Origin of the sequence: Sinorhizobium sp. FG01 (genome assembly GCF_002531875.1) — a bacterium.
Lineage (GTDB): Bacteria > Pseudomonadota > Alphaproteobacteria > Rhizobiales > Rhizobiaceae > Sinorhizobium > Sinorhizobium fredii_C.
The window spans coordinates 39,916-52,274 of the sequence record NZ_NWTB01000004.1; the positions used below are offsets into that span (position 1 = coordinate 39,916).

The 12,359-nt window shown below is 63.3% G+C and carries 14 protein-coding genes; 6 read left to right on the forward strand and 8 right to left on the reverse strand.

Features of this window, described 5'->3' with window-relative positions; all coding sequences use genetic code 11:
- Window positions 1–26 precede the first annotated feature (26 nt).
- The 3 genes from ssuD to CO656_RS05620 are packed head-to-tail and all read left to right on the forward strand — an operon-like array spanning window position 27 to window position 2,911.
- A complete protein-coding gene (gene ssuD, locus CO656_RS05610; RefSeq protein WP_097525106.1) occupies window positions 27–1,196 on the forward strand; it encodes an FMNH2-dependent alkanesulfonate monooxygenase in 1,170 nt (389 codons plus the stop codon).
- A gap of 53 nt (window positions 1,197–1,249) precedes the next feature.
- On the forward strand, window positions 1,250–2,086 hold the full coding sequence (locus CO656_RS05615) for an ABC transporter permease subunit (protein ID WP_097525107.1): 837 nt from the start codon (window positions 1,250–1,252) through the stop codon (window positions 2,084–2,086).
- 9 nt (window positions 2,087–2,095) lie between these two features.
- On the forward strand, window positions 2,096–2,911 hold the full coding sequence (locus CO656_RS05620; RefSeq protein WP_097525108.1) for an ATP-binding cassette domain-containing protein: 816 nt from the start codon (window positions 2,096–2,098) through the stop codon (window positions 2,909–2,911).
- A gap of 19 nt (window positions 2,912–2,930) precedes the next feature.
- Here CO656_RS05620 and CO656_RS05625 read toward each other — a convergent pair whose 3' ends face one another.
- Window positions 2,931–4,391 carry an FAD/NAD(P)-binding protein gene (locus tag CO656_RS05625; RefSeq protein WP_097525109.1) on the reverse strand — a complete coding sequence of 487 codons (1,461 nt, stop codon included), beginning with the start codon at window positions 4,389–4,391 and terminating at the stop codon, window positions 2,931–2,933.
- 166 nt (window positions 4,392–4,557) lie between these two features.
- Between CO656_RS05625 and CO656_RS05630 the strand changes: the two genes are divergently transcribed.
- The 3 genes from CO656_RS05630 (at window position 4,558) to CO656_RS05640 (ending at window position 6,568) form a co-directional block, all read left to right on the forward strand.
- Entirely contained in the window at window positions 4,558–5,106 is a 549-nt protein-coding gene (locus tag CO656_RS05630) for a flavin reductase family protein (RefSeq protein ID WP_083853871.1), read from the forward strand.
- 127 nt (window positions 5,107–5,233) lie between these two features.
- Entirely contained in the window at window positions 5,234–5,419 is a 186-nt protein-coding gene (locus CO656_RS05635) for a hypothetical protein (protein ID WP_037414480.1), read from the forward strand.
- A 171-nt stretch (window positions 5,420–5,590) separates the two neighbouring features.
- Entirely contained in the window at window positions 5,591–6,568 is a 978-nt protein-coding gene (locus tag CO656_RS05640) for an acyl-CoA dehydrogenase family protein (RefSeq protein ID WP_097525110.1), read from the forward strand.
- 12 nt (window positions 6,569–6,580) lie between these two features.
- Here CO656_RS05640 and CO656_RS05645 read toward each other — a convergent pair whose 3' ends face one another.
- The 7 genes from CO656_RS05645 to CO656_RS05675 form a co-directional block, all read right to left on the reverse strand.
- A complete protein-coding gene (locus tag CO656_RS05645) occupies window positions 6,581–7,036 on the reverse strand; it encodes an Rrf2 family transcriptional regulator (protein ID WP_037387763.1) in 456 nt (151 codons plus the stop codon).
- Window positions 7,037–7,273: 237 nt separating this feature from the next.
- Window positions 7,274–7,630 (reverse strand): cytochrome C oxidase subunit IV family protein, encoded by a 357-nt coding sequence (locus tag CO656_RS05650; protein ID WP_037414483.1) that lies wholly within the window; start codon window positions 7,628–7,630, stop codon window positions 7,274–7,276.
- A 10-nt stretch (window positions 7,631–7,640) separates the two neighbouring features.
- Window positions 7,641–8,363 (reverse strand): heme-copper oxidase subunit III family protein, encoded by a 723-nt coding sequence (locus CO656_RS05655; RefSeq protein ID WP_037414485.1) that lies wholly within the window; start codon window positions 8,361–8,363, stop codon window positions 7,641–7,643.
- A gap of 12 nt (window positions 8,364–8,375) precedes the next feature.
- The gene (locus CO656_RS05660; protein WP_097525111.1) at window positions 8,376–9,074 is read right to left on the reverse strand and encodes a cytochrome c oxidase subunit 3; all 699 of its coding nucleotides are present in this window, start codon (window positions 9,072–9,074) and stop codon (window positions 8,376–8,378) included.
- Window positions 9,071–10,852, reverse strand: a complete 1,782-nt coding sequence (gene ctaD / locus CO656_RS05665; RefSeq protein ID WP_083853872.1) for a cytochrome c oxidase subunit I — start codon at window positions 10,850–10,852, stop codon at window positions 9,071–9,073. The genes CO656_RS05660 and ctaD overlap by 4 nt, the downstream gene beginning before the upstream one ends.
- A 32-nt stretch (window positions 10,853–10,884) precedes the next feature.
- Window positions 10,885–11,724: a cytochrome c oxidase subunit II gene (locus tag CO656_RS05670; RefSeq protein WP_037414488.1), complete on the reverse strand. Its 840-nt coding sequence runs from the start codon at window positions 11,722–11,724 to the stop codon at window positions 10,885–10,887.
- A gap of 137 nt (window positions 11,725–11,861) precedes the next feature.
- Window positions 11,862–12,248: a cytochrome c family protein gene (locus tag CO656_RS05675; protein WP_037414489.1), complete on the reverse strand. Its 387-nt coding sequence runs from the start codon at window positions 12,246–12,248 to the stop codon at window positions 11,862–11,864.
- Window positions 12,249–12,359 lie beyond the last annotated feature (111 nt).

A 12,359-nucleotide genomic window follows, 5' to 3' on the forward strand; every position in this document is an offset into this window, starting at 1 on the left:
ACGCCGCACGCTGAAAGGATCAGGCCATGACAAAGACAGACAAACCACTCGATTTCCTCTGGTTCATCCCGACCTCCGGCGATGGCGCCTATCTCGGCTCCGATGATCTGAGCCGCCCTGCGGACATCGGCTATTTTCGCGAGATCGCCACGGCGGCGGACCGGCTGGGTTACTCCGGCGTGCTCATTCCGACCGGGGTCGCCTGCGAGGAATCCTTCATCCTTGCAGCACACCTCGCGGCCTCCACGGAGAACCTGAAGTTTCTCGTGGCCATACGACCCGGCATCGCTTCGCCCGCCTACTACGCGCGGCTCGCCGCGACGCTCGACCGCGTCTCGAGGGGGCGGCTGCTCCTCAATATCGTCGCGGGCGGAAGTGCCAAGGAGCTTGCCGGCGACGGCATCTTCCTGCCGCATGACGAACGCTATGCGCATGCCGAGGAGTTCTTCCAGGTCTTCAACCAGCTCCTCGAGACAGGCAAGGCGCATCTCGACGGCAAATACATAAAGGCGCACGAAGCACAGCTTGGCTTCCCGTCGGTACAGCAGCCGCGCCCGCCGCTCTATTTCGGCGGATCGTCGGATGCCGCGATCGAATTCTCGACGGGCGTGGTCGACAAATACCTGACCTGGGGCGAGACGCCGGCACAGGTCGCGGAAAAGATTGCCACGGTCCGCAAGGCCGCGTTCGACAAGGGGCGGGAGGTGACCTTCGGCATTCGCCTGCACTTCATCGTCCGCGAGACCGACGAGGAGGCCTGGGCTGCCGCCGACCGGCTGATCTCCAAGCTCTCGGACGAGACGATTGCCGCTGCCCAGGAAGGATTTGCCCGGAACTCCGATTCCGTCGGCCAGGCTCGCATGCGGGCGCTGCACGGCGGCCGTCGAGACAGGCTCGAAGTGTCGCCCAACCTTTGGGCCGGCATCGGCCTCGTCCGCTCGGGCGCCGGGACCGCGCTTGTCGGCTCGCCAAAGACGGTGGCCGCCCGCCTCCGGGAATACCAGGAAATCGGCATCGATACGGTGATCGCCTCCGGTTATCCCCATCTCGAGGAGGTCTATCGGGTTTCCGAACTGCTCTTTCCGGAAATCGGCCTTGCTGGTCCGCGCAACCAGGTCCGCTCGTCCTTCGGAGAACAGCCGCTTTTCGCTGGCGGTGGCCATGGAGGCAATCTGCGAGTCGTCGCCGGCTCCTGATCCCGAACGGGAATCCGTGCGGGCCGCGCTCGCCAATCGAGAAGGAGAAGAATATGACCGCATACGACGTTGCAAGCGATCGCCCGCGGCAAAGACGGAGCTGGGTCTTGCCGGCCCTACCGGCGCGGCTGATCCGTCTGGAGGGGCTCTTGCCCTATGCCGTGCCGATCGTCCTGGTTCTGGTGTGGCAGTTATTTTCGTCGCTCGGCTGGATTTCGACGCGGATCATGCCGGCGCCGACGGATGTGGCAGCCGCCTTCGTCGAGCAATTGCTCTCCGGCGCGCTGCTTCATAACGTGGCAGTTTCGGGCGCGCGCGCCCTGGCCGGACTTATCGTCGGCGGGACGATCGGTCTGCTGCTTGGCATTGCGAACGGCGTCTCCAAGCTTTCCGAGCAATTGACGGACACCTCGCTGCAGATGCTCAGGACCATTCCGCATCTGGCCATGATCCCGCTGGTAATCCTCTGGTTCGGGATCGGCGAGGAATCGAAGCTGTTCCTCACGTCTTTGGGCGTGCTTTTTCCGATCTATCTCAACACCTTTCACGGCGTCAGGAACGTCGACCGCGAGCTGATCGAGATGGGCCGGATCTACGGAATGAGCGGCTGGACACTGTTCAGGAAGGTCATCCTGCCCGGCGCCCTGCCTTCGATATTCGTCGGACTACGTTATGCGCTCGGCATCATGTGGCTGACGCTCATCGTCTCGGAGTCGATCGCCGCATCATCCGGGATCGGCCACATGGCGAACCAGGCGCGAGAATTCATGATGACGGACGTGGTGGTTCTGTCACTGCTCATCTACGCGGCGCTTGGCAAGCTCGCCGACGTGATTGCGAGGGCCCTGGAGCGTAATGCCCTGTCCTGGAACCCGGTCTATCAGAAATAGGAGGCCAGCATGAGCGGCTATGTCAGCAGGTTCGAGGGGCGCCAAGGCACTGTCGAACCCTTGGGAGAACAGGGGCGAACGGTCTCCGCCGCAGCGACCGAAGCGGTCTCGATCGAGCTGCGGCGGGTCGAGCAATCCTTCGGTCAAAACCGGGTCCTTCGTGGCATCGACCTTGACGTCCTGGCCGGGCAGTTCCTGGCGATCGTCGGCAAGAGCGGCTGCGGCAAAAGTACCTTGTTGCGCCTGCTCGTCGGGCTGGACCGCCCGACCGCCGGCTCGCTTCGCTTCGCCGACCGATCGGGAAACACGGTGGAGGCCAATGCGCGCATCGTCTTCCAGGAGCCTCGGCTGCTTCCCTGGGCGAGGGTGGTCGACAATGTGGCGGTTGGCCTCGGCCAGGATATCGACAAGGATACGGCGCGCGTGAAAGCGCTAATGGCGCTGGACGACGTACAATTGACCGACAAGGCGGATCAATGGCCGGCGCGGCTCTCCGGCGGCCAGCGGCAACGGGTGGCGCTCGCTCGCTCGCTCGTCAGTCGCCCCGGTCTGCTGGTTTTCGACGAACCGCTCGGTGCGCTCGACGCATTGACGCGCATCACGATGCAGGAACTCGTCAGCCGGGTCTGGCGGGAGTTGGGATTCACGGCGGTCCTGGTGACCCATGATGTCAGCGAGGCGGTGCATCTGGCCGACCGGGTGATTGTCCTCGACGGCGGCAAGGTGGCGCTCGATCTCGAAATTCCGACGGAGCATCCGCGGCGCCATGGCGATCCGGGTCTCGCCGTGTTCGAGCGCCGCCTGCTGGACGCCATCCTCGGCTGACGACGCCCGGGCCTTGCCGCTACAGCGATCGGATCGTGATCGTCCGCGTCGTGGCGAAGCGCATCGCCAAGATTTTCTGGACGATCCTTTCCGCCTGGGCGGCGATCTCCGGCACCCCTGTGAGTTCGCCGAAGGCGCCGCGCGCCAGCGGTCCGGCGATGAACAGATCCTCCACCGGGTAGCCGTCCCGCGCCACGGCCCGGCTGTCTTGATCGCATGCGATGCCGAGACCGCGCGGGTCCTTCCTCAGGAGGCCGGAGCCTTTCAGATCGGCAAGACAGCTTTGGCGACCGATCACGTTGCCGTGGTCGGGTCCGGTCGCCGCGATGATCCATTGTGCAGCGTGGCGCACCACAATCCCATGTGGCTTCGTCGCAATATCGACGGCGATTTCAGCGTGGCCCGGGCGGACCGCGACGATCCGACCCGCACGGCTTCGCAGGCGTCCCGCCGCTCTTTCGCGCTCGACAAGTTCGGCGATCTGCGGCGACATGCGAAAGCGATGCGCTTCGAAGCGTCGGCGAAGGTGGCGCAGGATGCGGCGCTGTTCGACGAGCGGCAATGCCTGCCAGATGGTTTGGCCCTGGTGACGCAAGGCGTCGAAGACGCTCTGCCAGGGCAGGCCGGCTTCGGTCACCTCTTCAAGGGCGAAGCGCACCCGCTCGAGAAGCGAAAGGGCGGTGTTCGGGAGACCGATAAGGAAGTCGCCATGCGGCGCGAAATCGCCGGATGCCTGTGGCTGCGGCAGCTGTCCCGTTCGTGAAAGGAGCGTCACCTCCGAGCGATGGCCTTGCGCGTGCAAGGCACCCACGGCGTCGAGCGCCGTCAGGCCGGCACCGACGACGAGGACCTTATCGTCCTGTCCTATCGGCCGGAGGGCGCCGGACCGCAAAGGGTCCGGTATGAAGCGAGCGTCGCAGCCAAGATGGTAGGAAAGCACGTCCGGCGGCGTCGGCGGCGGATGGCCGGTCGCGATCACGACGATATCGGCCTGCACCGCTGCGCCGCCATTTCCCTCGATCTGCCAGCGGCCGTGCCGGCGGCAGATTCGCTCAGCGCGCTCGCGGACATGCCTGACGCTTCCCCTGTCGAGGAAGGGCTGAATCTGCTCGGCCATGAACGCTGCGAAATCGGCCCGGCGCGCATAGATCCCGCCATCTGCCACGGCATCGGGGTCCAGATCGAAACGCCCGGAGCCCGACAGCCATTGGACGAAGGCTTGCGGGTCGCCGGGCACGGCGCGCATACGGTGAGCCGCGACGTTTAGGCGGAGCGAGGGATCATCGGTATCATAGGCCAAGCCGGCGCCGAGGCCGGCGCGGGGCTCGAAGACGATGATGTCGTCAGGCCCGTATTGACCATTCACGGCAAGAAGGCGGGCAAGGCTTGCTCCGGTGAAGCCTCCGCCGATGATTGCTACTCTGCTGGTGGTCGGAGCCGGCGCGATGTCCTTCGGCAATGGCAGCGTTATTCTCAGCATTCCGATCTCCCTTCGGTTGGAGCGGCGGCCTTGAAGTGCCTCGTACGAGAGGATAGTTATATTTTCTATAAAATATATAGACTAAAGAACCGGATGTCTACCGGGGGCGCGCCGTCGCTGTTACCAATCGGGAAATCGTGGATCTGCCGAATAGAGGAGCGGAAAAATGTCGGTTCAGCCTTCAGTACGAGCCTTCGAGATCGAGGAGAACGCCAGCCGGTCCACGAATCGGCCGGCCGATGCCGACAGTCTGAAGGCGGCATTGCGCGCCTTGGGCGGCGGCGTCAGCATCATAACCGCGGGAGAAGGGGAGGCGCGGACCGGGGCGACCGTCACCTCGGCCACCGCCCTCTCGGTCGAGCCGCCGCGTATGCTCGTCTCCCTCAATCGTGCGTCATCGACGTGGCCGGTCGTCGAGCGGTTCGGTCATTTCTGCGTCAACATCGTCGGCGAACAGCACGAGTTCCTCGCCAACCAGTTCGCCGGCCGTGGCGGGCTCAAGGGGCCGGACCGCTACCGTGGCGGCGAATGGACCCGCCTTGCCAGCGGCGCGCCGGTGCTTCAGGATGCGGTGGCGGCGATCGACTGCGAGGTGGAAGAGGCAATCGAAAGGCACAGCCACGCAATCGTGCTCGGCCGTGTAGTCGGCATCCGTATTGGCGGGGGTGAAACCCTAATCTATCGGGAGGGCCGGTACTTTGCACTGTCCCGATAGGGCATTCGTCGAGCGATGTGGCCGAGCACTTGTAATGCACAGTTTACATCGAAATTATTGACGAACGAGCAGAATGCGGCGACACTGCGCGCCGACCCATGAAGGGCTCAACGGGAGGAACGCCGAAATGCCGCTCGGTATTGTGAACTTCTCCTTCGACCTGTTCGCACCTTGGCGCGAGCAGTTTCGTATCCGCTCCGAAAGCGCACCGAGGAAAGCTGCCGACGAGACAAGGACCGACACGGTCGACCGCAGCGACGAGGAGCAGGAGCGCCGCCAGGCCCTGTTCTGGGGACTGTTCCCGGTTCTCTGAGGCGGAATGGCGAGCAATGTATGCGGCCTCTGTGCAGATCGCAGTCCGGCCAATGGAATGGAGCCTCGCCGCGAGCCATCATCCTACGATGCCGCGCCTAATGTCGGACGCGCCGCCTTTGCGATCGACCCGCCGGTTCCAGCTGAGCCCGCATCAGTAAGGATGCACGAGATGGGGTCCATTACACATCTGCATGAGCGTCTTCGGCCGGTGCCGCTTCGCATAGCGTCCGACGAGGAGGTATTGACGGCGGCCGGCGAGCTCGTGGCGCTTGGCGCCGAGGCTCCCGCCATTGTCCTGGCGGACGCGCTGGTGCGCTCCGGCCTGCTCGCGATCTCCATCCCCTCCGATTTCGACGGTGCGGACGTTTCGAACGGGCTGATAGCCGACGCCGTGTCGAAGATCGCCGAAGTGCAACCCGCTGCGGCCGGTGCCCTCGTTCATCATTATCGCGCCCTAGAATTGGTTCGTAACGCCGGCAGCGAAGAGCAGCGGCGCAGCATCTATTCGCATGTGGCGTCCGGTGAGAGGCTGTCGGCCGCAGCCCCGAGCGATCAGGGCACGCCACGCTACGTGCCCGATGGCATCGGCTTCAAGTTGACCGATGCGCTCGAGGCCGCCTGTCTCGGCGAACCGGATTGGTTCGCCGTCCTGGCACTGAACGACGCCGAGGCGTCGAGCCTGTTGCTCGTCCAGCGTGGCCGCACGGAAACCCGTGTCGTGCACACCGGCGAGCCGGCACTTTATCGGCTCGGCGAGGCGCATGTGCCGGCCGACGCGGTGCTTGCCCTCAATCGCGATGCGCTTCTGCTTGCCCGATCGCTCGGAACGATCCTGCAGGCCGCGGTCGTCCTTGGCGAGAAGCGCCGGCAACTGGCCGGCAATCTGAACATGTGGCGCGACGGCCGGCCTTCCAGCGACCGGCCCTGGGACGAACGGATCGGGCGGTTCCAAGTTGAGATCGAGACCTTAGCGGCGTTGATCGACCGAGCTTCGACCGCCCTCGACCTCGCGCAGGTGAACTCCACGCCCGCCGCAGTCGCGGCCGTGGGTAGGCTAGCGACGACGATCGAAATCGCCTTTCCGTTGGAAGTCACGCGCGGCACCGGGCACCTGCTTGCGGAGCTCGGGCGCATGCTGTTCACCTGAGTGAACGCGGGATCACTCGCCGGCGATGAGCGCTTCCTCGACCGTCTTCGTCCGGTCCTTTGAGACGAACTGCGCAAGCGTCATGTTGTCGAGGATGGTGGCGATTGCGTCGCGAACCTCCGTCATCGACAGGCGAACCTGACAGCCGACCGGATCGTTGCAATCGTCGCAGGCCTCGAAGGCCGTTCTGCTCGCACAGCGGATCGGGGCAAGCGGACCGTCAAGCGCGCGGATGACCTGGCCGATCATGATCTCCGTGGCGGGCTTCGACAGCGAATAGCCGCCGTTGGGGCCCTTCTTCGAGCGCAGGATGCCGGTGTTGCGCAGTTCCAGGAGGATGGTGTCGAGGAACTTCTTCGGAATATTGTTGCGCGTCGCAATCTCCGTCACGAACGCGGTTTCTCCAGGACCAAGGCGCGCCAGATCAACAAGCGCCTTCAATCCGTACTTGCCTTTTTTCGTAAGCATCGTGGCACTCGGATGGTGTCGATCGCGCACGCGCCGGATGGCGCGCGGGCACGTCCATTATTTCTCACTAAGTAAATAGTTTTTGGTGAATTAATCTGCAAGCCAGTTTCACTGAAACTGCTACTCCACGGCGATGAATTTTAGGTCACTCCCGTAAGAATCCTTGATTTGACCTGTGTCGCAGGCGGCGTGTGCAAAAAAAGCGGATATTGCGCCCTCATTTGCTCGCCTCGACTGTCAGGGCCCTGTGCCGAAGAAGGCGAGGCGGGTGAACAGGACGTAGTTCGACTCCGACGCCATCAGCGCCACGAAGACCAGGACCAAGAGCGGCGGCAGCAGGATGGCATAGGTGAGCGCGAGCCGCTCCCAGGCCATGTGCATGAACACCGCCACGATCAATCCGGCCTTCAGCATCATGAAGATCAGGATCAGCGACCAGCGGAGATAGCCCTGCAGGCCGAAATAATCGACCAGGTAGGAAAAGGCGCTGAGCACGAAGAGCAGGCCCCAGACCAGCAGGTAGAGCTTGATCGGGTGCTGCTGCTGTTCCGTATGTGCCGTATGTTGCGCGGCTTGAGCCTCTGCATGCGCCATGGTGCCCTCCTCACCAGAGATAGAAGAACGCGAAGATGAAGACCCAGACGAGGTCGACGAAGTGCCAGTAGAGGCCGGTGATCTCGACGATCTCGTAGCGGCCCTTGCGGCTGGTGAAGAAGCCGGGCCGCTCCGTGTCGAAATCGCCGCGCCAGACCTTGCGGGCGACGATCAGCAGGAAGATCACGCCGAAGGTGACATGGGTGCCGTGGAAGCCGGTGATCATGAAGAAGGAGGAGCCGAACTGCGCCGCTCCCCAGGGGTTGCCCCAGGGCCGCACGCCTTCGGCGATCAGTTTCGACCACTCGAATGCCTGCATGCCGACGAAAGTGGCGCCGAACAGGGCGGTCACCAGCATGAGAATTGCGGTCTTCCTGCGGTCGCGGCGATAACCGCAATTGACCGCCATCGCCATGGTGCCGCTCGAGGAGATCAGCACGAAGGTCATGATCGCGATCAGGATCAGCGGCATATGCGTTCCGCCGATCTCCAGCGCGAAGACTTCGCTCGGGTTCGGCCAGGGGACGGTGGTGGACATGCGCGCCGCCATATAAGCGAGCAGGAAGCAGCCGAAGACGAAGGTGTCGCTGAGGAGGAAGATCCACATCATGGCCTTCCCCCAGGAGACGTTCTTGAACGTCCGCTGGTCCGAGGCCCAGTCCGACGCCAGCCCGGCCAGGCCGGCCGGGCGGGGAAGCGTTTCTGCGGCGGGGGTCTTGATCGGGGCAGACATTGTCAGCGGTTCCTATGTCAGGAGTTGGCGGCAGAAATCGACGACGTCGCTGGCCCAGCCGGAAAAGAGGCCGAAGAGCACCAGCCAGACGAACAGCATGAAATGCCAGTAGATGGCGCAGAGCTCGACTGTCAGGCGTATTCTGCGGTCGAGCGGTCCGCCCCAGGCGCGGACAGTGAGCCGGCCGAGCGCGGCAAGTCCGCCGACGATGTGCAGGCCGTGCATGCCGGTCAGCAGGTAGAAGAAGCTGTTGGCGGGATTTCCGGCCAGGAAATAGCCGGCAGCCGTCAGTTCGCGCCAGGCGAATAGCTGTCCGACGAGGAAAGCGAGGCCGGCGGCCAGCGCTGCAAGCAGGGCGGTTCTGGTCGCCTCGTCGTGGCACTTCTGGGCCTCGACCTTTGCCCGGTGCAGCGTGATGCTGCCGGCGGCCAGAATGCCGGTATTGACCCAGAGCAGAGCGGGCAGGGGAAGGGAGCCCCAGTCGGACGAGGCCATCCGCATGAAATAGGCGCTGATGGCGAGCGAGAACAGCGCGCCGACGACACCGAGGAAGACGCCGAGCCCGATCTTTGCCGCTGGCAGCGGCGCGCCGCTCCGGCGGTCGTAGACGTGGCCGACTTCGAGCCAGGGGCGCGAAGCGAGCCGTTGCCGGGCAAGCCACCAGACGATGACGGCGGCGACCAGCGTGAGGAAGATGACAGCGACGCTCATGAAGCCGCCTCATGTCCGACGCGGCTCGGCGTCGGCTGGTTCTGCGGGATGAAATCCTCCGGTGCCCCCGGAACGCTGTAATCGTAAGCCCAGCGATAGACGACCGGCAGCTGATGACCCCAATTGCCGTGCGGCGGCGGCGTCTCCGGCGTCTGCCACTCGAGCGTTGTCGCCCGCCACGGATTGCCGCCGGCTTCGCGGCCGTGGCGCAGGCTCCAGACGAGATTGAACAGGAAGACGATCTGGGCGGCGCCGACGATCAGCGCCATGACGCTGATGAAGGCGTTGAGGCTGTGGACCGAGTCCTGCACGAAAGCCATCTCGCCGAGGTCGTAGTAGCGGCGCGGCACGCCGACGAGGCCGACATAGTGCATCGGGAAAAAGATCAAATACGCGCCGATGAAGGTGACCCAGAAGTGGATCTGGCCAAGCGCTTCATTGAGCATGCGGCCGGTGATCTTCGGATACCAATGATAGATCGCACCGAAGATGACCATGATCGGCGCCACGCCCATCACCATGTGGAAATGCGCGACGACGAACATCGTGTCGGAGAGCGGCACGTCGACGACGACATTGCCGAGGAAGAGGCCCGTCAGCCCGCCATTGACGAAGGTGACGATGAAGGCCAGCGAAAACAGCATCGGCAAGGTCAGGTGGATATTGCCGCGCCAGAGGGTCAGTACCCAATTGTACACCTTGATCGCCGTCGGCACGGCGATGATCAGCGTCGTGGTGGCGAAGAAGAAGCCGAAATAGGGATTCATCCCGCTCACATACATGTGGTGCGCCCAGACGATGAAGGAGAGGCCGCCGATGATGACGATCGCCCAGACCATCATCCGGTAGCCGAAGATGTTCTTGCGCGCGTGGGTGCTGATCAGATCGGAAACGATGCCGAAGGCGGGGAGCGCGACGATGTAGACCTCCGGGTGCCCGAAGAACCAGAAGAGATGCTGGAACAGGATCGGGCTGCCGCCGCCATGCTGCAGCTGCTCGCCCATTTCGACGATCGCCGGCATGAAGAAGCTGGTGCCGAGCAGCCGGTCGAACAGCATCATCACGCAGGCGACGAATAGCGCGGGAAAGGCAAGCAGCGCCATCACCGTCGCCGTGAAGATGCCCCAGACGGTCAGCGGCAGGCGCATCAGCGTCATGCCGCGGGCGCGGCCCTGGAGTACCGTTACGACATAGTTGAGGCCGCCCATGGTGAAGCCGATGATGAAGATGATCAGCGACGCGAGCATCAGGATGATGCCCCAATCCTTGCCGCCCGGCGTGCCGGAAAGCACGGCCTGCGGCGGATAGAGCGTCCAGCCGGCGCCCGTCGGTCCGCCGGGTGCGAAGAAACTCGCGACCAGCACCAGCACGGCGAGCAAATAGATCCAATAGCTCAGCATGTTGGCGTAGGGGAACACCATGTCGCGGGCGCCGACCATCAGCGGAATGAGATAATTTCCGAAGCCGCCGAGGAAGAGCGCGGTCAAGAGGTAGATCACCATGATCATGCCGTGCATGGTGATGAACTGGTAATAGGCATCGGCATCGATAAAGTCGAACGTGCCGGGAAAGCCGAGCTGCAGGCGCATAAGCCAGGACAGCACCAGCGCCACCATGCCGATGGCGATCGCGGTCGTCGCATATTGGATGGCGATGATCTTCGCATCCTGGCTGAAGACGTAGCGCGTCCACCAGCTGTGCGGATGGTAGAGCTCAACATCCTCGACTTCGGGAGGCGGAAGCGCCTCGCCAATACCGGACCGGACATCGACCATCATAATCCTCCCAGGTCGCTACGCCACGGCGCCTCCTACTGCGCCGCTGCGGCGGCAACCGTTGCCGCCGGGCTAGTTTCGGACGATGCGGATAGTTGCGAAAAACTCTGCTGCTCGGCGAGCCAGGTCCGATAGTCTTCCTCGGTATCGACCACGACGGTGCCGCGCATCTGCGGATGGCCGACGCCGCAGAGCTCGGCGCAGAGGATTTCGAAGGTGCCGGTGCGCGTCGGGGTGAACCAGAAATAGGTCACCATGCCCGGCACCATGTCCATTTTGGCGCGGAATTCCGGTACGTAGAAATCGTGCAGCACATCGACGGAGCGGAGCAGCACCTTCACCGGCTTGCCGACGGGAAGGTGAAGCTCGCCGCCCTCGATGATCAGGTCGTCGAGGCTGGCGGCGTCGTTCCGGTTGAGGCCGAGCGTGTTTTCCGGGGTGATGTCGCGGGTTTCGCTGGTGCCGAGCCGCCCGTCCGCGCCGGGAAGCCGGAAGCTCCAGAGCCATTGCGCTCCGATCACCTCCACTTCCGAAGCACCCTGCGGGACGGTGATGTACTGGTTCCAGACGAACAGGCCGGGCGCCAGCATCGCCGCCACGCCCAGCGTCGTGCTCGTCGCCAGCCAGCCTTCGAGCTTCCTGTTCTCGGGCTCATAGGCGGCGGTGTTGCCGGGACGATGGCGGAAGCGCAGAACGCAATAGGCCATGAACAGGACCACGGCGGTAAAGGCAATGCCGGTGATCCAGAAGGTGATGATGATGGTATTGTCTATGTAATTCCAGTTGGAGGCGATCGGCGTCCACCACCAAGGACTGAGCAAATGGAACAACACTGATCCGGCGGCCAACACAACCAGAATCACTACCACCGCCATTTTCTGTCCCTCCCCGCCGCGATTGGCCGTGAGACGAATACGCAATCCGCGGCGTTCCGATCAGAATTATTGCACGAACGGATAATACTGGCAAATCCTCGGTAAGGCGGAGAATTCTGCCTACCCGGGAGATGCTCCTATTTGGGGTGTTGCTTGAGATAGGCGATCACATTGGCGATCTCATCGTCCTTCTTGAGGCCGGGGAAGACCATCTTGGTGCCTTTGACCTTGGCTTTGGGATCTCGGAGATACTCATTCAGCGCCGCCTCGTCCCAGACGAGCCCGTTCTTGCCCGCATCGACCATGGCTTTCGAATATTTGAAGTTCGCATGAGTTCCGGCGGTTCGGCCGATGACGCCCATGAGCGATGGCCCGACCCTATTCTGATCCTTGTCCACGACGTGGCAGGCGGAGCATTTCTTGAAGACGGTGGCGCCGGCCTCGGCGTCGCCCTCCTGCGCCTGTCCGGCGGTCGGACAGAGAAGGAGTGCCGAAAAAGACAGGGCAACAACTGCAATTCGCATGATACTTCCCCATTTTCGCCCGGCGCGGGCAAAGAAGAGTATCGTCAATCGTGGCTTTGGACGGTGCTTGCTCTCTAAGAATGCGCGCCGGAGCGGTTGATACTTGCGACA